Genomic DNA, 24,020 nt, shown 5'->3' on the forward strand with positions numbered 1-24,020 from the left:
CCATGCCACCGACGGTGGTTTCTACGCTGTAAAAACGGTGAACGCGATCATCAACGCGATCCGTGGGAGAAAATAACATCATGTCTGATGATCAAAAACACCAAGGGCCGTACCGGGCCGGGCCCCATGAAAATTTGCGATCCATGCAGGAGGTAGCCATGAATGACAGTGATGCCAGCAAAATGATGCGTACCTATAATGTCGCCTACTGGGGTAACAACTACTTCGACGTCAACGAATTAGGCCATATCAGCGTATGTCCCGATCCGGATTTCCCCGAGGCGCGGGTGGATTTGGCCGAACTGGTCAAAGAACGGCAAAACGACGGCCAGCGGCTGCCGGCGCTGTTCTGTTTTCCGCAGATCCTGCAACACCGGCTGCGCTCCATTAATGGCGCCTTTAAGCGCGCCCGCGAGTCGTTCGGCTACCAGGGCGGCTATTTCCTGGTCTATCCCATTAAGGTAAACCAGCATCGCCGGGTCATTGAGTCGCTGGTTAATTCCGGCGAACCGCTGGGGCTGGAAGCCGGTTCCAAAGCTGAACTGATGGCGGTGCTGGCCCATGCCGGCATGACGCGCACGGTGATTGTCTGCAACGGCTACAAAGACCGCGAATATATCCGCCTGGCGCTGATCGGCGAAAAGCTGGGCCATAAAGTCTATCTGGTGATCGAAAAGCTCACCGAAATCAAGCTGGTGCTGGAAGAGGCCGAACGCCTGAATGTGGTGCCCCGGCTCGGCGTGCGCGCCCGCCTGGCCTCCCAGGGCTCCGGCAAATGGCAGTCAAGCGGCGGCGAAAAGTCCAAATTCGGCCTGGCGGCGGTGCAAGTATTGCAGTTGGTTGAGCTGCTGCGCAGCAAAGGCCGCCTGGAAAGCCTGCAACTGCTGCATTTCCATTTGGGTTCCCAATTGTCCAATATCCGCGATATCGCCTCCGGCGTGCGCGAGTCGGCGCGTTTTTATGTGGAACTGCACCGCTTGGGCGTCAACATCGAATGTTTCGACGTCGGCGGCGGGCTGGGGGTGGATTATGAAGGCACCCGGTCCCAGTCCGACTGCTCCGCCAATTACGGCCTGAATGAGTATGCCAATAATGTGATTTGGGGGATTGGCGACGCCTGCAACGAATACGGGTTGCCGCATCCTACCGTGATCACGGAGTCCGGCCGCGCCGTGACCGCCCACCATACGGTGCTGGTGTCCAACGTGATCGGCGTGGAGCGCAATGAATTCAGCGAGCCCCTGCCGCCGGCGGAGGACGCGCCGCGCGCCCTGGAAAGCATGTGGCAGACCTGGCAGGAGATGCAGGAGCCGAGAAACCGGCGCTCCCTGCGTGAATGGCTGCACGACAGCCAGATGGATCTGCACGATGTCCATACCCAATATACCCACGGCATGCTGGATCTGACGCAGCGCGCCTGGGCCGAGCAGCTCTACCTGAATATTTGCCGCATGATCCAGACGCAGCTCGACCCGAGCAACCGCGCGCATCGGCCGATTATCGACGAATTGCAAGAGCGCATGGCGGACAAGCTTTACGTCAATTTCTCGCTGTTCCAGTCGATGCCGGATGCCTGGGGCATCGATCAACTGTTCCCGGTGCTGCCGCTGGAAGGGCTGGACAAGCCGCCTGAAGGCCGCGCCGTGCTGCTCGATATCACCTGCGATTCCGACGGCACCATCGATCATTATATTGACGGCGACGGTATTGCCACCACCATGCCGATGCCTCCTTATGATGTGGATAATCCGCCGCTGCTGGGATTTTTCATGGTGGGCGCCTATCAGGAAATCCTCGGCAATATGCATAACCTGTTCGGCGATACCGCCGCGGTGGATGTTTTTGTCTTTAAAGACGGCAGCGTGGAACTCAATGAATCCGACGAAGGGGATTCGGTGGCCGATATGCTGCAATATGTGCAGTTGGACCCGGCCGTGCTGCTGACCCGTTTCCGCGATCAGGTGAAAGAGACCGATCTGGATAGCGCGCTGCAATCCGAGTTCCTGGAAGAGTTCGAAGCCGGCTTGTACGGTTACACTTATCTTGAAGATGAATAAGTAAGGAAAGAATATGAGCACCCTGGGTCATCAATATGATAACTCCCTGGTTTCGAACGCCTTTGGCTTTTTGCGTTTGCCCCTGGAATTCAACCCCTACGACAGCGATGCCGACTGGGTCATTACCGGCATTCCCTTTGATATGGCCACTTCCGGCCGCTCCGGCAGCCGCCATGGCCCGGGGGCCATCCGCCAGGTTTCCACCAACCTGGCCTGGGAAGGGTGCCGCTGGCCCTGGGATTTCGACGTCCGCCAGCGTTTAAAGGTGGTGGATTGCGGCGACGTGGTGTTTGATTTCGGCGACGCGCAGGATCTGAGCGATAAGCTGCAAGCCCATGCGGAGCGCCTGCTGGCCGCGGGTAAGCGGCTGCTCTCTTTTGGCGGCGATCATTACGTCACCCTGCCGCTGCTGCGCGCCCATGCCAAGCATTTCGGCAAGATGGCGCTGGTGCATTTCGATGCCCATACCGATACCTACAGCAACGGCAGTAAATTCGACCACGGCACCATGTTCTATCACGCGCCTAACGAAGGGCTGATCGATCCCACCCGTTCCGTACAGATCGGCATCCGTACCGAATACGATCGGGATAATGGCTTTACGGTGCTGGACGCGGCGCAGGTAAACGATCGCGGCGTGGACGATATTCTGGCCCAGGTGAAACAGATCGTCGGCGATATGCCGGTTTACCTGACCTTTGATATTGACTGCCTGGACCCGTCCGCCGCGCCGGGTACCGGCACCCCGGTGATCGGTGGTTTGACTACCGACCGGGCGCTGAAATTGGTGCGCGGCTTGCAATCGCTGAATATTGTCGGCATGGATCTGGTGGAAGTGGCGCCGGCCTACGATAATGCCCAAATCACCGCGCTGGCCGCGGCGACCCTGGCGCTGGAAATGCTGTATATCCAGGCTGCCAAAAAAACGCTCTGACGCCGCGGCTTAGCCCCGATCGTTCATCAGCACAAAAGCCCATGTTCCCATGGGCTTTTGCATGTTGCGGAGGATATTGCCGCCTGCGCCGTTATTTGCCCGCCGCGATGCGATCGCGAATATGCTGGGCCCGGGCTTCCGAAGCCGGGTGGGAATCAAACATACTGCTTGAGCGGCCTTTTTCCTGGCCGGCCAGTTTCTCGAAACCCGTGACCAGGCCTTGTGGATCGATGCCGCGTTTTTTCAGCAGATCAAACGAATAGTCATCCGCTTCGCTTTCCTGGCGCTGGGAAAATTGCGCGCTAATCAGCGACTGCCCCAGTTCGCCCAGCTGAGATTGCGATAAGGCGGCGGTGACGCCGCCCACCGACGATGCCGCGGTACGCGCCGCGGTGGTGGCATATGCGAGCTGCATCGCTTTACGGCTGTGCCCCAGGGCGACGTGGCCCATCTCATGGCCGATCACAGCCTCCACTTCGTTATCCGTCATCATATCCATCAGGCCGCTATAGACGCGGATACAGCCGTTGGCCATGGCCCAGGCGTTGACATCGCTGGTCAGGTACACTTTATAATCCGCCGGCGTGCCGGCGATATTATCCCCCAGGGCGGCGGCCACGGTATTGAGCCGTTTGGTATATGGGCTATCGGCGGGGGCGATTTTGGCTTCTTTATCCATTTGCACGCAGGAGTCCGCGCTCAGGGCTTTTACCTGGCTATCGCTCAGGGTGGCCGCCGTGAATGCCTGGCCGCCGGATTGCATCAAGGCATTTTGATCGAGATTTTCGCAGCCGGTTAATAGGCCCACCGCTAATAGTCCGCACCAGAAGGTAGAATAAGATTTCATTTTTTATTTATCCTTTTTGTATTTTTAAACGGATGTTCGTGAAGCGCGTTGCAAACTTTATATAAGAATTTCTCCTTTTTCCGATGTATATCATATTCAAGCACAAGCAGATGATTATCACCTATTTATTGCGGATTCCTGCATATACAATCGGGCTCGTTTTGGGTTACATTTATCGATATTTTCTCATAGTCTCTAAAGTTAAGTGATTGATTTTATAATGCTTGGTCAACGAGACAATATTCAATCCGCAACGGAGTAATTCATGACATCCCGAAAAGTGCTGGCGAACGCCATCCGCGCCTTAAGCATGGACGCAGTGCAAAAAGCCAAATCCGGCCATCCCGGCGCCCCCATGGGCATGGCGGATATCGCCGAAGTGCTGTGGCGCGATTACCTTAACCATAATCCGGCCAACCCGAAATGGGCCGACCGCGACCGCTTTGTCCTGTCCAACGGCCACGGCTCGATGCTGCTTTACAGCCTGCTGCATCTCACCGGCTATAACCTGCCGATGGCCGAGCTGAAAAACTTCCGCCAGCTGCATTCCAAAACCCCGGGCCATCCGGAGTACGGCTATACCGACGGCGTGGAAACCACCACCGGCCCGCTGGGCCAGGGCATCGCCAACGCGGTGGGCATGGCTATCGCCGAGCGCACCCTGGCGGCGCAGTTCAACCGTCCCGGCCATGAGATTGTCGACCACCATACCTATGTGTTTATGGGCGACGGCTGCATGATGGAAGGCATCTCCCACGAAGTCTGCTCCCTGGCCGGCACCATGAAGCTGGGCAAGCTGACGGCGTTTTACGATGATAACGGCATCTCCATCGACGGCCACGTGGAAGGCTGGTTCAGCGACGACACCGCCGGGCGCTTTGAAGCCTACGGCTGGCACGTGGTGCGCCACGTGGACGGCCACGACAGCGCCGCTATCCAGGCGGCCATCGAAGAGGCGCGCCGGGTGACCGACCGGCCGTCGCTGCTGATGTGTAAAACGATTATCGGTTTTGGCTCGCCGCATAAAGCCGGCTCCCACGAGGCGCACGGCGCGCCGCTGGGCGAGGCGGAAGTGGCCGCCACCCGCCTACAGCTGGGCTGGAACGAACCGCCGTTCGTCATCCCGCAGGACGTGTATGACGCCTGGGACGCCAAACGGGCCGGGGCCGAGCGCGAAGCGGCCTGGAGCCGGAAATTCGCCGCCTATGAAACCGCGTTCCCGGACCTGGCGGCGGAATTTACCCGCCGCACCGCCGGCCGGCTGCCGGCGGACTGGCGGCGGCAAAGCCAGGCCTATATCGACCGGCTGCAGGCCAACCCGGCGAATATCGCCAGCCGCAAGGCGTCGCAAAACGCGCTGGACGCCTTCGGCCCGTCCCTGCCGGAGCTGCTGGGGGGCTCCGCCGACCTGGCGCCGAGCAACCTGACGCAGTGGGCCGGCTCGGTGTCGCTGGGGGATAATCCGGCGGGCAACTATATCCATTACGGGGTGCGCGAGTTCGGCATGACCGCCATCGCCAACGGCATTGCGGTGCACGGGGGCTTCGTGCCCTATACCGCCACGTTCCTGATGTTCGTGGAGTACGCGCGCAACGCGGCGCGCATGGCGGCGCTGATGAAAATCCGCTCCATCTATGTGTATACCCACGACTCCATCGGCCTGGGGGAAGACGGTCCGACGCACCAGCCGGTGGAGCAACTGGCCAGCCTGCGGCTGACGCCGAACATGCGCACCTGGCGCCCGTGTGACCAGGTGGAATCGGCGGTGGCCTGGCAGCAGGCGATAGAGCACGCTACCGGGCCGAGCACGCTGGTATTCTCGCGCCAGAACCTGGCGCAGCAGGAGCGCACGCCGCAGCAATTGGCGGACGTGGCCCGCGGGGGGTATGTGCTCAAGGACTGCGACGGCCGGCCGGAGCTGCTGATTATCGCCACCGGCTCGGAAGTGGCGCTGGCGGTGGCGGCCTGGCAGCAGCTGAGCGGCGAAGGCCGGCGGGTGCGGGTGGTGTCGCTGCCGTCGCCGGAGGTGTTCGATTTGCAGGACGCGGCCTACCGGGAGGGGGTATTGCCCAGGGCGGTAAGCGCGCGGCTGGCGGTGGAAGCGGGTATCGCCGACTACTGGTATAAATATGTGGGCCTTGACGGCGCCGTCGTCGGCATGACCCGCTTCGGCGAATCGGCCCCGGCGGAACAGCTGTTTGAACTGTTTGGCTTTACCGTGGGCAACGTGCTGGACAAGGCGCGCAGCTTGCTGGCGTAAAGTAACCCAAGACGCACCGTGAAACGAAACGCCCCCGATGACTTCAGGGGCGTTTTATTTTAAGCATCTTTTTGAGCAAATGCTCAAAAAAACGCCTGTTTTTGCCTCTTAAGCGGACCTGCATCACAAAATCAGCAAAATTATTCCTCTGAGTCAATTTTTTGATTATTCTAGCTGAACCGTTTCAGTCGGTCGGAAAAAGAATTATCCGCCCAGGATATTACCGCCGGCATGGCATCGGCCGCAGCGGCGCGTGACGCAAGGTAACCGCAATATGGGCCCGCTTTTATGTCGCCGGCGGGCGCCTTTGACCGGCAAAGAAGCTTGCCCTTCACGATACCCGCCACTCTCCATGCCGCCGTATTTCGGATACCGTTGGCAACGCTTATGACCTATGCTGTTACAGCTTGCGCAAGTCGTGTCATGGTACCATTAACAGCACAATTGACGTGGCATTTAGCCTGATTGCGGCCCGGCCTGCGGGTAACGGCGTCCCCTGGGGGCGATAGCAAAAAGCGGCATGGGATGCATTTCGTGATATAGTTGACTGTATAGAATGATCATAAGTTAATACCGTTATTTGCCACCTTCGGCACCGCCTTGAGCGGACGGCGGACCAACGCAGGCCCGATGAGCACGACGGGCAACGCTGCCGCGGCGGTGAATATGGTAGGAATAGAGCCTCTCCCATCGGCGGCGCGGTTAGCTACGATGGCAAAGGACGAAAACGGCTTCTAGGCCGGCGGGCGGCGCGTCGCCCACCCGTCGTTCAGGCAATTTTACGAGAATCAACAAGAGGGTTCACCATGGCTGTAATTAAGATGACCGATCTGGATCTGGCTGGTAAACGAGTGCTTATCCGTTCGGATCTGAACGTTCCGATAAAAGACGGCAAAGTAACGTCCGACGCACGTATCCGTGCTTCCCTGCCCACTATTGAAGCCGCATTGAAGCAAGGCGCGAGCGTCATGGTGACATCCCATCTTGGCCGTCCGACCGAAGGCGAGTACAACGAAGAGTTCTCCTTGCTGCCGGTAGTTAATTATCTGAAAGAACACCTTTCTTCACCGGTCCGCCTGGAAAAAGACTATCTGGACGGCCTGGAAATCGCGCCGGGTGAACTGGTGGTATTGGAAAACGTACGCTTTAATAAAGGCGAAAAGAAAGACGACGAAACCCTGGCCAAACGTTATGCCGCCCTGTGCGACATCTATGTCATGGACGCCTTCGGTACCGCTCACCGCGCCCAGGCCTCCACCCACGGCGTCGGCAAATTCGCGCCGGTCGCCTGTGCCGGTCCGCTGCTGTTCAACGAACTTGACGCTCTGGGTAAAGCCCTGGGTAATCCGGCGCGCCCGATGGTGGCCATTGTCGGCGGTTCCAAGGTTTCCACCAAACTGACCGTACTGGATTCGCTGTCTAAAATTGCCGATCAGCTGATTGTCGGCGGCGGCATCGCCAATACCTTTATCGCGGCCCAGGGCCACAACGTGGGCAAATCCCTGTATGAAGCCGATTTGATTCCGGAAGCCAAACGTCTATTGGGCATCTGTGATATCCCGGTTCCCACCGATGTGCGCGTGGCGACGGAGTTTTCTGAAACCGCGGCCGCCACCCTGAAATCCGCCAGCGACATCAAAGATGACGAACAGGTACTGGATTTGGGCGACGTATCCGCGCAGAAATTGGCCGATATTCTGTTGAAAGCCAAGACCATTTTGTGGAACGGCCCGGTGGGCGTATTCGAATTCCCCAATTTCCGTAAAGGCACCGAAATCGTCGCCAACGCCATCGCCAACAGCGAAGCCTTCTCCATTGCCGGCGGCGGCGATACCCTGGCTGCAATCGACCTGTTTGGCATTGCCGATAAGATTTCCTATATCTCCACCGGCGGCGGTGCTTTCCTGGAATTCGTGGAAGGCAAAAAACTGCCGGCCGTGGTTATGCTTGAAGAGCGCGCCAAACAGTAACTTATTAGCGAGCAGGGCGCGCTGGATCGGCGCCCGCAAACATCGTTGCGAATGCAGGCTAGGGCAACGGTATTTGATTACTCTCCATCAATGGCCTACAAAACAGGACAAAGCAATATGTCTAAGATTTTCGATTTTGTAAAACCAGGCGTCATCACCGGTGACGACGTACAGAAAGTATTTGCCGTGGCGAAAGAAAACCACTTTGCTCTGCCTGCCGTTAACTGCGTAGGTACCGACTCCATCAATGCCGCTCTGGAAGCCGCCGCGAAAGTTCGCGCGCCGATTATCATCCAGTTCTCCAACGGCGGCGCGGCATTTATCGCGGGCAAAGGCCTGAAAGCCGAAGGCCAGACCGGTTCCGTACTGGGCGCCATCGCCGGTGCGCTGCACGTGCACCATATAGCTGAACATTACGGCGTGCCGGTTATCCTGCATACCGACCATTGCGCCAAAAAACTGCTGCCATGGCTTGACGGCCTGCTGGACGCCGGTGAAAAACATTTCGCCGCCACCGGTAAACCGCTGTTCTCTTCGCATATGATCGACCTGTCGGAGCAATCCCTGGAAGAAAATATCGAAATCAGCAGCAAGTATCTGACCCGTATGGCCAAGCTGAATATGACCCTGGAAATCGAACTGGGCTGTACCGGCGGTGAAGAAGACGGGGTGGATAACAGCCATCTGGATAACTCTTCCCTGTACACCCAGCCGGAAGACGTGGCATACGCTTACGAAAAACTCAACGCCATCAGCCCGCGTTTCACTATTGCCGCCGCGTTTGGTAATGTGCACGGCGTCTACAAACCGGGTAACGTAAAACTGACTCCGAAAATCCTTGATAACTCTCAGAAATTTGTTTCCGAGAAATTCGGCCTCCCGGCTAATTCCCTGAACCTGGTGTTCCACGGCGGTTCAGGCTCGACTCCGGAAGAAATCAAAGAAGCGGTCGGCTACGGCGTTGTGAAAATGAACATCGATACCGATACCCAATGGGCAACTTGGGAAGGTATCCTGAAGTATTACCACAAAAACGCCGGCTATCTGGAAACCCAATTGGGTAACCCGGAAGGCGACGACAAACCGAACAAAAAATACTACGACCCGCGTGCCTGGCTGCGTGCCGGCCAGGTTTCCATGGCTACCCGCCTGGAACTGGCATTCCACGAGCTCAATGCGATCGACGTGCTGTAATTTTCGCCGCGTTAACCCGGCTTGACAAAAGGCCTCCTCTTTGGAGGCCTTTAACATAATGAAATCTCGGATTTTTCCTGCCCGTTTTCTCTTTCAGAGTTGGCAGGAAAAACGATTATTGGTTACCCTTAAATGGTTGCGACCTTGCCGGCAGCTTTGACCGGCTGGTTTTTTTGCCATACACCAGAGAGGGATGATCTAAATGGAAGATCTCAACGTCGTCGATAAAATCAATGATGCGGGCAGTTGGCTGGTCAATAATCAGCAACTGCTGGTCCACTACGCGGTCAATATCGTTGCTGCTGTTATTATTCTGATCATCGGTATGCTGGTTGCCCGGGCGATTTCGGGTACCCTGAATAAAATCATGAAAGCGCGCCATATCGATATTACCGTGGCGGACTTCCTGTCGGCGATCGTACGTTACGCGATTATTATTTTTACGATCATTGCCGCCCTGGGGCGCATCGGCGTGCAGACCGCGTCGGTGATTGCGGTTATCGGCGCCGCCGGCCTGGCCGTGGGTTTGGCGTTGCAGGGCTCGTTATCCAATTTTGCCGCCGGCGTTCTGCTGGTGACGTTCCGCCATTTCCGCGCCGGCGAATATGTGGATTTTGCCGGGACCGCCGGGACGGTGCTGGTGGTGCAAATCTTCTCCACCACGCTGCGTACGTTCGACGGCAAAATGATCGTGGTGCCCAACGGCAAAATCCTGTCGGGCAACATCACCAATTTTTCCCGCGAACCCAACCGCCTGATCGATTTGATCGTAAGCGTCAGCTATGACGCCGATATCGAACAAGTCAAAAAATTGCTTACCGATATCATCGCGGCGGACAGCAGGGTGCTGCAGGACAAGGGCATTACCGTGCGGCTCAATGCCCTGGGCGCCTCCTCGCTGGATTTTATGGTGCGCGCCTGGGTTCCCCGCGACGCCCTGCAAAACGCAACTTTCGATTTGCTGGAGAATTTTAAGCGGGTGCTGGACGAACATCAGATCGGCATTCCTTACCCGCAGATGGATGTGCATTTGTACCGCACGCCGAAACCCCAATCCGAGGCCGCGCGGGACGAAGGGCAGCAGGTCCCTGCGCCGCAGCAGCCCTCCTGATCCCCTGGCGTATGGGGGCAAGCCATCATGCCGGTCCTGTAGCCCGTATCAATCCCAGCCCGTCCTGGCGACGGGTTTTTTTATCGGCCGCAGCCAGCATTGCAGGATATTGATTATTAGAATTACTAATGCAAGATTAGTTTATTGTGTTTCAACTGATATCGGCTTCTGATTATACTTGCCTGACTTTCTGCAACGATGGTTTTGTGCAACAAGAGGTGGGTACGCAGCGTGTGGATGATTTTTATGCAGGGTTTTGCCTTGGGCATGGCGACTATCGTCCCGCTGGGGCCGCAAAATGTATTGGTGATGAATCAGGGCATCCGGCGGCAATATCATGTGCTGATCGCCACCCTTTGCCTGTTGAGCGATATCCTGCTGATTATGGTGGGGGTATTTGGCAGCAGCGCGTTGCTGACGCGCTCGCCGGTGCTATTGCAGTGCGTTACCCTGGCGGGCGTCGCCTTTTTGGCGGTGTATGGTTTTAGCGCGTTGCGCAATGCCTGGCGCGGCGGCGGCGCTGGCGCCAGTCCCGCCGGGGCCCTGCATCCCACGCGGCGGCGGGTGATTATTACCATGCTGGCGGTAACCTGGCTCAATCCCCACGTCTATTTGGATACGCTGGTGGTATTGGGCAGCATTGGCGGGCAGTTGGAGCCGGCGGCGCGGCGCTGGTTCGCCATCGGCACTATGGGGGCATCGCTGGTCTGGTTTTACGGCCTGGCCATGCTGTCGTCCCGTTTGGCCCCCTGGCTGAACCAGGGACGGGTGCAGCGGGTGATTCAGCTGTTCGTGGGGGTGGTGATGTGGCTGGTGGCGCTACAGCTGGCGCGCCAGGCCTGGCATATGTTCGCCGGCGCGCCGCTTTGATACGGCATCGGCGGTGTAATCATGATATTGAGAACTTTCCCTATAGGTTAACTTCACGGCAACGCCTATGCTGGCACCGGATAACGACGTAACGGTAAATAAGCGCAAATTGCGTTGTTTTTATATGAAAACCCGTAATGATATGAAGTGCTTAAACCAATTTGCATGATATTTTGCCGCACAGGAGACAACATGAAGGCCAAAGCATTACTGTTAACCGCCGTAGTGGGCTTGGGATTGCTGACCACGCAGGCGCAGGCCGCCGAGCTGCCCAATGGGCCGCATGTGATCACATCGGGCACCTCAAGCGTTGAAGCTACGCCGGATATCGCCACCCTGACCATCGAAGTGGCGATATCGTCGAAGGACGCCGCCGATGCGAAAAAACAGGTGGATACCCGGGTGGCGCAATACTTTGATTTCCTGAATAAGAACGGTATCGAAAATAAAGATATCGATGCCGCCAATTTGCGCACCCAGCCGGAGTACGACTTTCTGAAAACCGGCGAGTCGGTGCTCAAGGGATATCGGGCCATCCGCCAGGTGCAGGTCACGCTGCGCCAGCTTGATAAGTTAAATGAATTGCTGGACGGCGCCCTGAAATCCGGCCTAAATGAAATCCGGGCGGTGGAATTGGGCGTGGCCAATCCGGACACGTTCCGCGATCAGGCCCGCAATAAAGCCATTGAAAACGCCACGGCGCAGGCCCGTTCGCTGGCGCAGGGGTTCAAGGCCGACCTGGGGCCGATTTTCAGCATCCGTTATCATGTGGCCAACTACCAGCCGGTGCCGGTGGCGCGCATGTTTAAAGCCAACGACGCCATGTCGCAGACCGATGCCGCCCAAACCTATGTGCAGCAAACCATTCACTTTGACGATCAGGTGGATGTCGTATTTGAGCTGCAGCGCCAGCCATAACGTCTTCAATAATAATCAACGGCGCCCCGGGCGCCGTTTTTCAAGCGTTCAGCGATAACCCCGCCGCAGGCAATGCCTGGATTACAATGCAGCCAGCGCGCATAAAGCGCTGGGGTTTTGCTCTACTATTTTTATCAGCAATACCGCCTGCTGATTAGGTTTAGCTCTGCCTTGTTCCCAGTTTTGATATGTAGTGACGCCGGTATGTAAGTACATAGCAAAGACTGCCTGGGAAAGATTGAGTTTTTCCCTTACAGCTTTAAGCTCTGCCGGAGATAAGCTTACGCTTTTATTCAGCGCGACACGGTGAGTTTTTAATGTAGTTTTGCCTGCGTTCAGGCCGCTCCACGCTTCCATCCCCTGTACCAGCTCATCAAAAATATTACGCTCACTCATAATGCCTTACCTCTTTTAAGGATGTCGCACATGGTGCGCAGCATATCCCGTTGTAGTCGGGTGAGATCGGCCTTTTCGTCTTTATCATATAGAGTAAATAATAAAAAATGAGAATGTTCTAACCACCAATAATAAATCACTCTAATCCCGCCACGTTTACCTTTACCACGCCTCGCATCGGCAAAACGGACTTTCCTTAATCCACCGGTATGCTGAATGACATCACCCGATCCCGGGTCCGTCAGCAGCATCTGCTGAAATTGCCGAAATTCTTCATCAGTCAAATAATTCGCACGATAATTTTCAAAAGGCGGCTATTCAATGAACATAGCTTCCATGCTCTCACCATTCATCCTGAATTTGTTATACGTTATCCCCAAGTTGGGGATAGACCAATCTAGATCTTTTTAAGAAAAATATGGGGTACGCCCATTGGAACTGGCGGCCTGGATGCGGGTATCCAGGGCGGGCCTGTGGTTGTTGGTGATATACCCTCAGGCCTGGCGCAATACTTGCCGGCCGTGTGAGAGCAGGGCGTCGGTCACTTTGCGCATCATGCGGCTCTCCGGGGCGAAACGGTGCCAGAACAGCATGCGCCGCTGGTAAAGCCCCGGCGTCAGATCGATCAACTCCCCCGCGTCCAGCTCCCGTTCGATTTGCAGGTGCGGGATCATGCAGCAGGTGGTGCCCTGGCGCGCCAGCTGCACAAAAGCTTCCGATGAATTAACGATATGGCAGGGCACGCTGCCCGGCGGTAAATCAAAATTCTGCTGTAAAAACGCCTGATGCATATCGTCCAGATGATCGAATGCCACCGCGGGCGCTTTCAGCAGCGCGCTGCGGGTGACCCCGTGGGGAAAATAGCGATCGGCAAAGGGCTTGGACGCCACGAACAGGTAATCGAGCGCGCCAAGCTGGTCCACCAGGCAACTGGGCAGCGGCTGGGGCTGGATACTCACCGCCCCCACGACTTCGCCGCGCCTGAGCCGCTCCTGGGTGCGGGTTTCGTCTTCCACCTGCAGGTTAAGGCGGATAGGGGAATCGGTCAGCACCGGTTTAAGCGCCGGCAGCAGCCAGGTCGCCAGGCTATCGGCATTGACCGCCAGCGAGAGCAGCAGCGGCGTATCATTGCCGCTGTCGGTGCCCAGCCACTCGTCTTCCAGCAATTCCACCTGGTGCAACAGCGCCAGCAATTTCTGGCCTTGCTCAGTGGGGCGGGGGGGAATGGTACGCACCAATAGCGGTTGGCCGAACAGGTTTTCCAATTGCTTGATACGCTGCGATACCGCGGATTGCGTTATACATAATTTTTGCGCGGCACGTTCAAAACCTCGTTCACGTATCACGGCGTCGAGCGCCTGCAGCGTTCGATAGTCCGGGCGTTTCATTGATTATCCCCTGCGTCGTTGTCTTTTTGCATCCCGATTGCGCGGTGTTTGCACCATTTTTTCACTATGCCACAGTTATGTCATAGTTTTACACTCATGGGGATGGGAAATTTCACCGCGGCTTTACGGCACGGTCCTTTTGCCCTGGGTTGTGGCGAAATTCACGCCAAGAGGGCTGGCATTGCTTTATAATATGGGCAAATTCATTACTCCAGGGACATAGACAAAACATGACGCAAGATGAATTGAAAAAGGCGGTTGGCTGGTCGGCATTAAAATATGTGCGGCCCGGCACCATCGTCGGCGTGGGCACCGGGTCCACCGCCGCGCATTTTATCGATGCCCTGGGCAGCATCAGGCAGCAAATCGAAGGGGCGGTGTCCAGTTCGGATGCGTCATCCGCCAAGCTGCAAAGCCTGGGAATTCCGTTGCTGGATCTCAATAGCGTCGATGTGCTGGATATCTATGTCGACGGCGCCGATGAAATCAACGGCCAGATGCAGATGATTAAAGGCGGCGGCGCGGCGCTGACCCGCGAAAAAATCATCGCCGCGGTGGCGCGCAAATTCATCTGTATCGTTGATGCCTCAAAGCAGGTGGACGTCCTGGGCGATTTCCCGCTGCCGGTGGAAGTGATTCCCATGGCGCGGTCCTATGTGGCGCGCGAGCTGGTGAAGCTGGGCGGCCTGCCGGAATATCGCCAGGGCGTGGTCACCGACAACGGCAATATTATCCTTGATGTGCGTAATCTGCGCATCCTGGATGCGGTGGCGCTGGAAGATAAAATCAACAGCCTGCCCGGCGTGGTGACCGTCGGACTCTTTGCCCGCCGCCGCGCGGACGTGGCGCTGATCGGCACCGCCGAGGGCGTAAAAGTCGTCGAATAATCGCCGCCGGATACGGCACCGCTTTTCTGCCGCCGGGTGCGGGTTTATCGGCGGCAGATGTTAATTTTATTTACATAGCATCTTTTATTTCCGTTCTTGAAATTCAGTGATAAATATCACATTTTTGCCATGCGCCTGCCATAAATATGACGCTTTCTCGCCGGGCCAGAAGATTTATCCATAGCAATCCCTTATGGCTGCGTCTTATGCTGTTCCTTGGTTCATCTGCCCCATTGCCGCCGCGGCAATATTTGTTATTTTGTCCGGGTGCTGTGTATTGCAGCCGCATCTGAAGTTTCATAAAGGGTCGGGAAATGGCAAAAGTATCGCTGGAAAAAGATAAGATCAAGTTTCTGCTGGTTGAAGGTGTCCATCAAACGGCGTTGGACAACCTTAGACGCGCCGGTTATACCAATATTGAGTATCATAAAGGCGCAATGGATACCGAATCGCTGAAAGCATCCATCCGCGATGCCCATTTTGTCGGCATCCGTTCCCGTACCAATCTGACGGAAGAGGTGTTTGCCGCCGCGGAAAAATTGGTCGCGGTAGGTTGTTTCTGTATCGGTACCAACCAAGTCGATCTTAAAGCCGCGTTAAAACGGGGCGTCCCGGTTTTCAATGCGCCTTTTTCCAATACCCGATCCGTGGCCGAAATGGTACTGGGCGAAATGCTGCTGATGATCCGCGGCGTGCCCGAAGCCAATGCCAAAGCCCACCGCGGGCAATGGAACAAACAGGCGGCGGGCAGCTACGAAGCCCGCGGCAAGAAGCTGGGCATCATCGGTTACGGCCATATCGGCACGCAGCTGGGTATTCTGGCCGAAGGCCTGGGCATGCAGGTCTTTTTCTATGATATCGAAAGCAAATTGCCTTTGGGCAACGCCCAGCAGATAGATTCGCTGGAAGAGCTGCTCAACCTGAGCGATGTGGTGACCCTGCATGTGCCCGATACCCTCTCCACCCGCAATATGATGGGTAAGGCCGAATTTGCCCAGATGAAGCCCGGCGCGCTGTTTATCAACGCCGCGCGCGGTACGGTGGTGGATATCCCGGCGCTGTGCGATGCGCTCGCCAGCAAACATCTGGCCGGCGCAGGCGTGGATGTGTTCCCCGAGGAGCCCGCGTCCAACAGCGATCCGTTTACCTCGCCGCTGTGCGAGTTCGATAATGTGATCCTCACGCCGCATATCGGCGGTTCAACGCAGGAAGCGCAGGAAAATATCGGCGTGGAAGTGGCGGGCAAACTGGCCAAATACTCTGATAACGGCTCCACCCTGTCCGCGGTGAATTTTCCGGAAGTCTCGCTGCCGGAACATGGCGACCAGGTCAGCCGCTTGCTGCATATCCATGAAAACCGCCCCGGCATCCTGACCCGCATCAACCAGATCTTCGCCGAGCAAAGCATTAATATCGCCGCCCAGTATCTGCAAACCACGCCGGAAATCGGTTATGTGGTGATTGATGTGGAAACCGACGCCGAAAATACCGCGCTGCAACTGCTGAAGGCCATTCCCGGCACTATCCGCGCCCGTTTGCTGTACTGATTGTCACCGGTTTCCACGCTAAACATCCCGGCCATCGCGCCGGGTTTTTTTATGGCTTGCGGCCACGAATCCGTCTATGCGTTTAACCTAAAAGGCTATAGTCTTCAGGTCGGGAAGAAAAATGGAAGATGAAATGTCCCTTATGCGCTGCGGCAGGGATGATCCATGATGTGCGCGACTTGCTCCATACCTACAAAGGCAAAACAACCCTGATCCCTAGCGTTGAAGGGGACTTTTGTCCGGCATGCCAGGAAATGATTATCAATACCCAGGATGCCGCGCGGGCCGGCTTACCAGCGCCAGTGTCGTGACGGCGTGACGATTTCCGGCAACGGGATATCCCAGGGTTCCACCGGCACGGTCTCCACCTGCTGGCAGTCATGGGCCAGGCCGATGGGGTAGAAGCCCCCATCACGCCGCCAGTGGCGCAGGGTGCGGTCATAAAAACCGCCGCCCATGCCCAGCCGCTGGCCGCGGGCGTCAAAGGCCACCAGCGGGGTAAACATGATATCCAGGCGGGCCAGGGGCAGCAGGCGGGTGACGTCCAGCCGCGGTTCGCTGATATGCAGGCGGTTGAGCACCAAGGGCGTGTCGGCCGCATACTGCTGAAACAACAGATGGCCGGGGCTGAAGGGATGCAGCACCGGCAGAAAAATACGCTTGTTGCGCCGCCACAGGGCTTCAATCAGCGGCCGGGTATCAAGCTCGCCGTCAAACGACAGGAACAGCGCCAGGGTGTCGGCGGCCGCGATGCGCGGGTCGGCCAGCGCCCGGTTAACCAGTAAGTCAGCGGCATCGGCCTGCTGCCGTTCGGTCAATTGGCGGCGGCGGGTGCGGATATGGTTGCGGATGGACTGACGCTGTAGCGAGATTTCCGTTGATAAGCTCATGGGGATGACAGGCGAGTTGCGCACGGTTCATGCGCTGGTAAAGTGGATCTCCGAGATGCCGCCGCAGGCTGTAACCCTTGAACCCATGGTTCAAGGTGAACGCAGCGTTGTAACTTTAAGGCTTCTCGGACGAACCGAGCATGCGCACCAGTTATAGATCGCCACATTCTTGTGGTAAAAATTATCGGCTCAGGGGACGGGCCCGCTGGCGAACATCTCAGAGAAATTTTGTATTCTTTATCAGTAATTCATCAGTAATTCAGCATCGTCGTTTCATCGGGATGCCGCACTACCTGTACTGCGTCACCGCGAGCCTGGCTCAGCGATGAAAATTATTCGAACTGCGTGCCCGGACGCTCAGAAATCCGGCCCTGTTCTACCAGCGCCTGTTCAATCGTCTGCTGCAATAACCGGATACGTTGCTCCATGTTGGCGGCATAATCACGGGTTTTGACTCTTTCCTGCGCCAGCTCGTGGCAAATGTTCAGCGCCGCGATGAAAACAAGCTGTTCCGTATTGGTGACTCTAGTGCGAACTTTTAGATCTTGCAACCGCTGATTAAGATCTTCTGCCGCCAGGTTCAACGCATCTTGTTGTTCCGGCGGGCAATTCACCCTTAACGTGCGGCCAAAAATTTGAATATCTACCGGTTGTGCGGACATACCACCTTCCTGCTTTGTTACCGCGCCGACGCTTGCCAATCCCGTTTCACCATTACGGGAGCGCAGAGCGGACGCCACTATACTCTATATCCATGCGCCATATCAAACCGGGGAATCCTTATGAAACAGAACTTGCTCGCCCTTTCTGGTATAGCTACGGACCTTGGTGGTAGCATAACACGAACTTACCCTGCCAACGACGATGAAAGCGCATGTCTATACAAAATACCTTTCCCGACTATGAAAACCTGAACCAAATGCTCAATCAACAGGCCGTGGCGCTGACCGCGGCGGAAATGCATGGTCTAATCAGCGGCATGCTGTGCGGGGGCAACCACGACCATAGCTGGCAGACGCTGGTGCATGAGTTGACCAACGAAGGCCTGGCGTTTTCGCAAACCCTGGCCGAACCGCTGCGCCAGCTCCATGAAGCCACCGCGCATTCCCTTGATGACGAAGAATTTATGTTCCAACTGCTGCTGCCCGACGACGATCGCGCCACGGTGTTTGAGCGGGTGGACGCGCTGGCGGGTTGGGTAAATCATTTTTTATTAGGCTTGGGCATGGTGCAGCCCAAGCTTGATAAGGTCAAGGGCGAGCTGAAGGAAGCCATTGACGACCTGCGTAATATCGGCCGGCTAGGCTATGACGAAGATGAAGACCAGGAAGAACTGGCGCAGTCGCTGGAAGAAGTCAGCGAATATGTCCGGATGGCGGCCATCCTGTGCCATAACAGTTTTACCCATCCCGGCGAGTCCGAGCCCCAGGAAAAACCCAAGCCGACGCTGCACTGAGCGCCGGCCCGCGCGCGATAAACCAACCAGCGCCGCACAGAACGATCGGTTAACCCCTTACATGGCAGGAGAAAGTGATGACACCACAAGAATATTTACGCCGTCGTCAGGCATTACTGGCGAAAATGGCCCCGGCCAGCGCCGCCGTAATCTTCGCCGCGCCCGAGGCGAAGCGAAGCGCCGATAGTGAATATCCTTATCGTCAGAACAGCGACTTCTGGTATTTTACCGGCTTCAACGAGCCGGAAGCGGCGTTGATCCTGATTAAAAGCGACGAAACCCACCATCACAGCGTGCTGTTTAACCGGGTGCGCGATCTCAGCGCTGAAATCTGGTTCGGCCGCAGGCTGGGCCAGGACGCCGCACCGGCCAAACTGGCGGTGGACCGCGCCTTGCCGTGGGATGAGATTCACCAGCAATTGCATTTGCTGCTTAACGGCCTGGATGTGGTCTACCACGCCCAGGGGGAATACGCCTTTGCCGATACCCTGGTGTTTAATGCCCTGGATATACTGCGTCGCGGGTCGCGCCAGCAATTGAGCGCGCCCGACACCCTGACGGACTGGCGTCCCTGGGTACATGAATTACGCCTGTTTAAATCTCCCGAGGAGCTGGCGGTGCTGCGCCAGGCCTGCAAAATTACCGCGCTGGGCCACACCCGCGCCATGCGAGCCTGCCGGCCCGGCCGGTACGAATACCAGCTGGAAGGCGAAATCCTCCATGAATTCAACCAGCACGGCGCCCGCTATCCTTCCTACAACACCATTGTGGGCAGCGGCGAAAACGGCTGCATTTTGCACTACACCGAAAACGAAACGCAAATGCGCGACGGCGATCTGGTACTGATTGACGCCGGCTGTGAATATCAGGGTTATGCCGGCGATATTACGCGCACTTTCCCGGTAAACGGCAAATTCAGCCCGGCGCAGCGGGCCATTTACGACATCGTGCTGGCCATGCTGCAAACCTCTCTGGAATTGTACAAACCGGGCGTCAGTATCCGCGAAGTCAATGAACATGCGGTGCGCATCATGGTCACCGGGCTGGTGGCGCTGGGCGTGCTGAAAGGGGAGGTGACCGAGCTTATCGCCGTCCAGGCGCACCGGCAGTTTTTTATGCATGGGCTCAGCCACTGGCTGGGGCTGGATGTGCATGATGTGGGCGATTACGGCATGCCGGAGCGCGGCCGCATGCTGGAACCCGGCATGGTGCTGACCATTGAGCCGGGCATCTATATCGCCGCGGATGCGGAGGTTCCCCAGGAATATCGCGGCATCGGCATCCGTATCGAAGACAATATCGTGATCACCGCGCAGGGCAATGAAAATCTAACCGACTCGGTGGTAAAAGATCCGGAGGCCATCGAAGCGCTGATGGCGGCGGCCCGCTAACCGTGTCGGTGATTATTATCGGCGGCGGCATGGCCGGCGCCACGCTGGCGCTGGCCTTGTCCCATATGACCGGCGGCCGGCTGGCCATCGATCTGGTGGAAGCCGCTGCGCCCGAAAGCCGCGCGCACCCGGGTTATGATGCCCGCGCCATCGCCCTGGCCCAGGGGACGTGCCAGCAGCTTACCGCCATCGGCGTCTGGCCGTCGCTCGGCCCCTGCGCCACGGCCATCACCGAGGTCCAGGTCAGCGATCGCGGCCATATCGGCCGGGTGCGGCTCGCGGCGCGGGATTACCGTTTGCCCGCCCTGGGGTCCGTGGTGGAGCTGTATGATGCGGGCCAGCGGCTGTTCGCCTTATTGCGCCGCGCCCCCGGCGTAAGGCTGCATTGCCCTGCTACACTCAAGGACATCGCCCGCCGGCAGGACGACACGCTGGTGACCCTGGATACCGGCGAGCGTTTGACCGGGCGGCTACTGGTGGCGGCGGACGGATCGCATTCCCTGGCGGCCCAGGGGTGCGATATCCGGTGGCGGCAGCAGGATTACCCGCAGTTGGCGGTGATCGCCAACGTCAGTACCGCGTTGCCCCATGACGGGCGGGCTTTCGAGCGCTTCACCGAACACGGGCCGCTGGCCATGTTGCCGATGTCCCGCGGGCGCAGCTCTCTGGTATGGTGTCTGCCGCTGTCCCGCCGCGAGGATGTCGCCGCCTGGAGCGACGGGCAGTTTATCGACGCGCTGCAAGGGGAGTTCGGCTGGCGGCTGGGGCGCATTACCGCCGTCGGGCAGCGGCAATGTTATCCGCTGCAGCTGCGCACCGCCACGCGCCATATCAGCCATCGCCTGGCGCTGGTGGGCAATGCGGCGCAGACCCTGCATCCCATTGCCGGGCAGGGTTTTAACCTGGGATTGCGGGACGTGATGACGCTGGCGGAAACGCTGGCCGCCGCCCTGGACAATGGCGCGGATATCGGCGCCTATGCCACGCTTGAGCGTTATCAGCAACGGCGTTTACCCGATCAAAGCGCCACGGTGGGTATCACCGACGGATTGATTAATGTGTTCGCCAACCAGCATTTCCCGCTGGTGGCGGCGCGCAATCTCGGTCTGTTATCCATGGCCGCTTCATCCACTTTGCGCGACGCGCTCGCGCGCCAGACATTGGGCTGGGTAGCGCGTTAGGCCCGATGGTTAACAAGGATTCGACAGCTATGCAAGCATTTGACGTGGTCATCAACGGCGGCGGGATGGTAGGCCTGGCGCTGGCCTGTGGGTTGCAGGGCAGCGGGATGCGGGTGGCCGTGGTGGAACAGCAGCTCCCTGAACCCGTGCCTCCCGCCGATCGCCCCGCGCTGCGCGTATCCGCCATTAATGCCGCCAGCCAGCGATTGCTGGAGCATTTGCAGGTGTGGGACGATATCGTCGCCCTGCGCGCCAACCCTTATCGCGGCATGGAAGTCTGGGATAACGACAGCTTCGGCAAAATTGCCTTTGACGGCAGCGCGCTGGGGTATGCCCACCTGGGCCACATCGTCGAGAACGCGGTGATTCATCAGGCGCTGTGGCGGCGGGCCGAACGGTTATCGGACGTCACCCTGTTTTGCCCGGCGGCGCTGCGCCGGATCGCCTGGGGGGAAAACGAGGCGTTCATTACCCTGGAAGACGATCGCATGCTGACCGCCCGGCTGGTGGTGGGGGCGGACGGCGCCAATTCCTGGCTGCGCCGTTATGCCGATATCCCGCTGACCTTCCGCGATTATCAGCATCATGCCCTGGTGGCCACCATTCGCACCGAGCGGCCACATGGCGGCATCGCCCGCCAGGCGTTTCATGGCGACGGCATTTTGGCTTTCCTGCCCCTCGGCCAGCCCGATCTGTGCTCCATTGTCTGGTCGCTGCCCCCCGACGCCGCCGCGCAGCGGCTGGTTATGCCGCCCGACGCGTTTAACGCGCACCTGGCGCGTCATTTCAACCTGACGCTGGGATTATGCGCGTTGCAAAGCGAGCGCCTGACGTTCCCATTAACCGCCCGGTATGCCCGCGATTTTGCCGCCCACCGGCTGGTGCTGGCTGGCGATGCGGCCCATACGGTCCATCCGCTGGCCGGGCAGGGCGTCAATCTGGGATTTATGGATGTCGCGGAATTATTAACGCAGCTGCAGCGGCTGCAACAGGCCGGCAAAGATATCGGCCATTACCCCTACCTGCGCCGCTATGAGCGCCGCCGCAAGCACAGCGCCGCCGTGATGCTGGCCGGTATGCAAGGCTTGCGGGAGCTGTTCGACGGCAATAATCCGTTAAAGAAATGGGCCCGCGACGCCGGGCTGCGCCTGGCCGATACGCTGCCGGGAATCAAACCCCGTTTAATCCGTCAGGCCATGGGGCTTAACGACCTGCCGGAATGGCTGGAGCGGGACGCCGTTTGACTGAAATAATCTAATTTTACCCTCTGCTTTGCATTATATTTTCTAATGCGAAGCGGGGAAAAGAGTTTTTCATCCCATCCCGCAGCGGCACTTTTTGTTATCATATTTGGCTTTTGCCGGCTCCGCGCTGTGGTTTATGCGCCGCAATAAGCCATGTATCAGTATAATATGCTGTCCATCCCGCCTGGTTTCCTCCTGCGCCCGCGGCGCGCATGCATAATTTAATTTATGGTTTCCCCTGGGATTAGGTGGTAACTTCTGGCCAAAGGTATCGTTTGCGTTGCCCCGCTCCCCCGGGCGGCGCGGCGTAACATTCATTGTGATTTCCCCGGAATAAACGACCAAGACAAAGAGGAACAGATGGCCCAGCTGACATCGCTTTATGAACAGCACATTGCGTGCGGCGCGAAAATGGTGGATTTCCATGGTTGGATGATGCCGCTGCATTACGGCTCGCAGCTGGAAGAACATCACCAGGTCCGCCGCGACGCGGGCATGTTTGATGTTTCCCATATGACCATCATCGACCTCAAAGGTCCCCGTACCCGTGAATTCCTGCGCTATTTGCTGGCTAACGACGTGGCCAAGCTGGCCGTGCCCGGCAAAGCGCTTTATACCGGGATGCTTAACGCGTCGGGCGGGGTGATTGACGATCTGATTGTCTATTTCCTCAACGAAACCGAGTTTCGCCTGGTGGTGAACTCCGCCACCCGTGAAAAAGATGTGAACTGGGTAACCGATCACGCCGAGCCTTACAGCGTTGAGGTTACGGTGCGCGACGATCTGGCGCTGATTGCGGTGCAGGGACCGCAGGCGCAGGAAAAGGCCCGCACGCTGTTCACTGCCGGCCAGCAGGCGGCGGTGGCCGGCATGAAACCCTTCTTTGGCGTGCAGTCGGGCGACTTTTTTATCGCCACCACCGGCTATACCGGCGAAGCCGGTTTTGAAATCGCGCTGCCGAAAACCCAGGCCGGGGACTTCTGGCAAAAATTACTGGCGGCGGGCGTCAAGCCCTGCGGACTGGGGGCGCGGGATACGCTGCGCCTGGAAGCCGGCATGAACCTTTACGGGCAGGAAATGGACGAGCGCGTTTCGCCGCTGGCCGCCAATATGGGCTGGACCATCGCCTGGCAGCCGGAAGATCGTGATTTTATCGGCCGCGAGGCGCTGGAAGCCCAGCGGCGCGACGGCACCGAACAATTGGTCGGCCTGGTCATGACGGCGAAAGGAGTGCTGCGCAACGGTCTGACCGTGCACTTTACCGACGCGGCCGGTAATATGAAAACGGGTGCGATCACCAGCGGTTCGTTCTCGCCCACTTTGGGATACAGCATTGCCCTGGCCCGCGTGCCCGCCGGTATCGGCGAGCAGGCCATAGTATTACTCCGTAACCGCGAAATGCCGGTTAAGGTAACCAAACCTGGTTTTGTCCGCGCCGGTAAACCGGTCGTTCAATAATTAACTTTGCAAGAGTGAGGA

At 57.7% G+C, this 24,020-nt stretch carries 22 protein-coding genes and 1 other RNA gene; 16 read left to right on the forward strand and 7 right to left on the reverse strand.

All coding sequences use genetic code 11. From position 1 onward, the window contains the following. Positions 1-80: 80 nt before the first annotated feature. Together speA and speB are read left to right on the forward strand one after the other, a co-directional pair. A complete protein-coding gene (gene speA, locus ACL2XP_RS03050; RefSeq protein ID WP_413737102.1) occupies positions 81-2,057 on the forward strand; it encodes a biosynthetic arginine decarboxylase in 1,977 nt (658 codons plus the stop codon). A 13-nt stretch (positions 2,058-2,070) separates the two neighbouring features. Beyond that, positions 2,071-2,991: an agmatinase gene (gene speB / locus ACL2XP_RS03055; protein WP_413737103.1), complete on the forward strand. Its 921-nt coding sequence runs from the start codon at positions 2,071-2,073 to the stop codon at positions 2,989-2,991. A gap of 91 nt (positions 2,992-3,082) precedes the next feature. Here the strand turns inward: speB and ACL2XP_RS03060 are convergent, their stop codons facing one another. Next, positions 3,083-3,838, reverse strand: a complete 756-nt coding sequence (locus tag ACL2XP_RS03060; RefSeq protein WP_413737104.1) for a M48 family metallopeptidase — start codon at positions 3,836-3,838, stop codon at positions 3,083-3,085. 265 nt (positions 3,839-4,103) lie between these two features. Between ACL2XP_RS03060 and tkt the strand changes: the two genes are divergently transcribed. From tkt to ACL2XP_RS03090, 6 genes are all read left to right on the forward strand, one after another. Continuing rightward, a complete protein-coding gene (gene tkt / locus ACL2XP_RS03065) occupies positions 4,104-6,098 on the forward strand; it encodes a transketolase (RefSeq protein ID WP_413737105.1) in 1,995 nt (664 codons plus the stop codon). Positions 6,099-6,904: 806 nt separating this feature from the next. Continuing rightward, on the forward strand, positions 6,905-8,068 hold the full coding sequence (pgk, locus tag ACL2XP_RS03070) for a phosphoglycerate kinase (RefSeq protein WP_413737106.1): 1,164 nt from the start codon (positions 6,905-6,907) through the stop codon (positions 8,066-8,068). Between the two features lie 117 nt (positions 8,069-8,185). Continuing rightward, positions 8,186-9,262, forward strand: a complete 1,077-nt coding sequence (fbaA, locus tag ACL2XP_RS03075; RefSeq protein WP_413737107.1) for a class II fructose-bisphosphate aldolase — start codon at positions 8,186-8,188, stop codon at positions 9,260-9,262. A 202-nt stretch (positions 9,263-9,464) separates the two neighbouring features. Continuing rightward, the gene (gene mscS / locus ACL2XP_RS03080; protein ID WP_413737108.1) at positions 9,465-10,373 is read left to right on the forward strand and encodes a small-conductance mechanosensitive channel MscS; all 909 of its coding nucleotides are present in this window, start codon (positions 9,465-9,467) and stop codon (positions 10,371-10,373) included. 237 nt (positions 10,374-10,610) lie between these two features. Beyond that, positions 10,611-11,243 carry a LysE family transporter gene (locus tag ACL2XP_RS03085; protein WP_413739067.1) on the forward strand — a complete coding sequence of 211 codons (633 nt, stop codon included), beginning with the start codon at positions 10,611-10,613 and terminating at the stop codon, positions 11,241-11,243. 192 nt (positions 11,244-11,435) lie between these two features. Beyond that, complete coding sequence (locus tag ACL2XP_RS03090; RefSeq protein ID WP_413737109.1) at positions 11,436-12,161, forward strand: oxidative stress defense protein; 726 nt, start codon at positions 11,436-11,438, stop codon at positions 12,159-12,161. Positions 12,162-12,242: 81 nt separating this feature from the next. On the opposite strand, the gene ACL2XP_RS03095 is transcribed toward ACL2XP_RS03090, so the two are convergent. From ACL2XP_RS03095 to ACL2XP_RS03105, 3 genes are all read right to left on the reverse strand, one after another. Next, positions 12,243-12,557, reverse strand: a complete 315-nt coding sequence (locus tag ACL2XP_RS03095; protein WP_413737110.1) for a helix-turn-helix domain-containing protein — start codon at positions 12,555-12,557, stop codon at positions 12,243-12,245. Beyond that, positions 12,554-12,841 carry a toxin gene (locus tag ACL2XP_RS03100; protein ID WP_413737111.1) on the reverse strand — a complete coding sequence of 96 codons (288 nt, stop codon included), beginning with the start codon at positions 12,839-12,841 and terminating at the stop codon, positions 12,554-12,556. The genes ACL2XP_RS03095 and ACL2XP_RS03100 overlap by 4 nt, the downstream gene beginning before the upstream one ends. A 210-nt stretch (positions 12,842-13,051) precedes the next feature. Continuing rightward, a complete protein-coding gene (locus ACL2XP_RS03105) occupies positions 13,052-13,945 on the reverse strand; it encodes a LysR family transcriptional regulator ArgP (protein WP_413737112.1) in 894 nt (297 codons plus the stop codon). Between the two features lie 230 nt (positions 13,946-14,175). Between ACL2XP_RS03105 and rpiA the strand changes: the two genes are divergently transcribed. The 3 genes from rpiA (at position 14,176) to ACL2XP_RS03120 (ending at position 16,690) form a co-directional block, all read left to right on the forward strand. Then, positions 14,176-14,832, forward strand: a complete 657-nt coding sequence (gene rpiA, locus ACL2XP_RS03110) for a ribose-5-phosphate isomerase RpiA (RefSeq protein ID WP_413737113.1) — start codon at positions 14,176-14,178, stop codon at positions 14,830-14,832. A 314-nt stretch (positions 14,833-15,146) separates the two neighbouring features. Further along, positions 15,147-16,379: a phosphoglycerate dehydrogenase gene (gene serA, locus ACL2XP_RS03115; protein WP_413737114.1), complete on the forward strand. Its 1,233-nt coding sequence runs from the start codon at positions 15,147-15,149 to the stop codon at positions 16,377-16,379. A 128-nt stretch (positions 16,380-16,507) separates the two neighbouring features. Beyond that, positions 16,508-16,690: a type II toxin-antitoxin system MqsA family antitoxin gene (locus ACL2XP_RS03120; RefSeq protein ID WP_413737115.1), complete on the forward strand. Its 183-nt coding sequence runs from the start codon at positions 16,508-16,510 to the stop codon at positions 16,688-16,690. Here ACL2XP_RS03120 and ACL2XP_RS03125 read toward each other — a convergent pair. The 3 genes from ACL2XP_RS03125 to zapA form a co-directional block, all read right to left on the reverse strand. Then, positions 16,670-17,269: a 5-formyltetrahydrofolate cyclo-ligase gene (locus ACL2XP_RS03125; RefSeq protein ID WP_413737116.1), complete on the reverse strand. Its 600-nt coding sequence runs from the start codon at positions 17,267-17,269 to the stop codon at positions 16,670-16,672. The two genes, ACL2XP_RS03120 and ACL2XP_RS03125, sit on opposite strands and share 21 nt — an antisense overlap. 43 nt (positions 17,270-17,312) lie before the next feature. Continuing rightward, positions 17,313-17,496: non-coding RNA, 6S RNA (gene ssrS / locus ACL2XP_RS03130), on the reverse strand. Positions 17,497-17,601: 105 nt separating this feature from the next. Then, positions 17,602-17,931 (reverse strand): cell division protein ZapA, encoded by a 330-nt coding sequence (gene zapA / locus ACL2XP_RS03135; protein ID WP_413737117.1) that lies wholly within the window; start codon positions 17,929-17,931, stop codon positions 17,602-17,604. A 212-nt stretch (positions 17,932-18,143) separates the two neighbouring features. On the opposite strand from zapA, the gene ACL2XP_RS03140 reads away from it, so the two are divergent. The 5 genes from ACL2XP_RS03140 to gcvT all read left to right on the forward strand — a co-directional run bounded on the left by ACL2XP_RS03140 (position 18,144) and on the right by gcvT (position 23,999). Beyond that, the gene (locus ACL2XP_RS03140) at positions 18,144-18,725 is read left to right on the forward strand and encodes a YecA family protein (RefSeq protein ID WP_413737118.1); all 582 of its coding nucleotides are present in this window, start codon (positions 18,144-18,146) and stop codon (positions 18,723-18,725) included. Positions 18,726-18,802: 77 nt separating this feature from the next. Further along, positions 18,803-20,116, forward strand: coding sequence for a Xaa-Pro aminopeptidase (gene pepP / locus ACL2XP_RS03145; protein WP_413737119.1), 1,314 nt, complete (start codon positions 18,803-18,805; stop codon positions 20,114-20,116). Positions 20,117-20,118: 2 nt separating this feature from the next. Then, entirely contained in the window at positions 20,119-21,297 is a 1,179-nt protein-coding gene (gene ubiH / locus ACL2XP_RS03150) for a 2-octaprenyl-6-methoxyphenyl hydroxylase (RefSeq protein ID WP_413737120.1), read from the forward strand. Positions 21,298-21,326: 29 nt separating this feature from the next. After that, the gene (gene ubiI / locus ACL2XP_RS03155) at positions 21,327-22,541 is read left to right on the forward strand and encodes an FAD-dependent 2-octaprenylphenol hydroxylase (RefSeq protein ID WP_413737121.1); all 1,215 of its coding nucleotides are present in this window, start codon (positions 21,327-21,329) and stop codon (positions 22,539-22,541) included. Positions 22,542-22,901: 360 nt separating this feature from the next. Next, positions 22,902-23,999, forward strand: coding sequence for a glycine cleavage system aminomethyltransferase GcvT (gene gcvT / locus ACL2XP_RS03160; RefSeq protein ID WP_413737122.1), 1,098 nt, complete (start codon positions 22,902-22,904; stop codon positions 23,997-23,999). The last annotated feature ends 21 nt before the right edge of the window (positions 24,000-24,020 follow it).

Origin of the sequence: Sodalis sp. RH21 (assembly GCF_047324175.1) — a bacterium.
In the GTDB taxonomy this organism is placed as follows: Bacteria; Pseudomonadota; Gammaproteobacteria; order Enterobacterales; family Enterobacteriaceae; genus Acerihabitans.

What these genes read in the sequence shown, in the direction of transcription:
- mscS (WP_413737108.1), top strand. Translation starts at nt 9,465, where the DNA reads ATGGAAGATCTCAACGTCGTCGATAAAATCAATGATGCGGGCAGTTGG.
- rpiA (WP_413737113.1), top strand. Translation starts at nt 14,176, where the DNA reads ATGACGCAAGATGAATTGAAAAAGGCGGTTGGCTGGTCGGCATTAAAA.
- speB (WP_413737103.1), top strand. Translation starts at nt 2,071, where the DNA reads ATGAGCACCCTGGGTCATCAATATGATAACTCCCTGGTTTCGAACGCC.
- ACL2XP_RS03060 (WP_413737104.1), bottom strand. Translation starts at nt 3,838, where the DNA reads ATGAAATCTTATTCTACCTTCTGGTGCGGACTATTAGCGGTGGGCCTA.
- serA (WP_413737114.1), top strand. Translation starts at nt 15,147, where the DNA reads ATGGCAAAAGTATCGCTGGAAAAAGATAAGATCAAGTTTCTGCTGGTT.
- ACL2XP_RS03090 (WP_413737109.1), top strand. Translation starts at nt 11,436, where the DNA reads ATGAAGGCCAAAGCATTACTGTTAACCGCCGTAGTGGGCTTGGGATTG.
- speA (WP_413737102.1), top strand. Translation starts at nt 81, where the DNA reads ATGTCTGATGATCAAAAACACCAAGGGCCGTACCGGGCCGGGCCCCAT.
- gcvT (WP_413737122.1), top strand. Translation starts at nt 22,902, where the DNA reads ATGGCCCAGCTGACATCGCTTTATGAACAGCACATTGCGTGCGGCGCG.
- ACL2XP_RS03125 (WP_413737116.1), bottom strand. Translation starts at nt 17,269, where the DNA reads ATGAGCTTATCAACGGAAATCTCGCTACAGCGTCAGTCCATCCGCAAC.
- ACL2XP_RS03105 (WP_413737112.1), bottom strand. Translation starts at nt 13,945, where the DNA reads ATGAAACGCCCGGACTATCGAACGCTGCAGGCGCTCGACGCCGTGATA.
- zapA (WP_413737117.1), bottom strand. Translation starts at nt 17,931, where the DNA reads ATGTCCGCACAACCGGTAGATATTCAAATTTTTGGCCGCACGTTAAGG.
- ACL2XP_RS03120 (WP_413737115.1), top strand. Translation starts at nt 16,508, where the DNA reads ATGAAATGTCCCTTATGCGCTGCGGCAGGGATGATCCATGATGTGCGC.
- ACL2XP_RS03140 (WP_413737118.1), top strand. Translation starts at nt 18,144, where the DNA reads ATGTCTATACAAAATACCTTTCCCGACTATGAAAACCTGAACCAAATG.
- fbaA (WP_413737107.1), top strand. Translation starts at nt 8,186, where the DNA reads ATGTCTAAGATTTTCGATTTTGTAAAACCAGGCGTCATCACCGGTGAC.
- ACL2XP_RS03095 (WP_413737110.1), bottom strand. Translation starts at nt 12,557, where the DNA reads ATGAGTGAGCGTAATATTTTTGATGAGCTGGTACAGGGGATGGAAGCG.
- ubiI (WP_413737121.1), top strand. Translation starts at nt 21,327, where the DNA reads ATGCAAGCATTTGACGTGGTCATCAACGGCGGCGGGATGGTAGGCCTG.
- tkt (WP_413737105.1), top strand. Translation starts at nt 4,104, where the DNA reads ATGACATCCCGAAAAGTGCTGGCGAACGCCATCCGCGCCTTAAGCATG.
- ACL2XP_RS03085 (WP_413739067.1), top strand. Translation starts at nt 10,611, where the DNA reads ATGATTTTTATGCAGGGTTTTGCCTTGGGCATGGCGACTATCGTCCCG.
- pepP (WP_413737119.1), top strand. Translation starts at nt 18,803, where the DNA reads ATGACACCACAAGAATATTTACGCCGTCGTCAGGCATTACTGGCGAAA.
- pgk (WP_413737106.1), top strand. Translation starts at nt 6,905, where the DNA reads ATGGCTGTAATTAAGATGACCGATCTGGATCTGGCTGGTAAACGAGTG.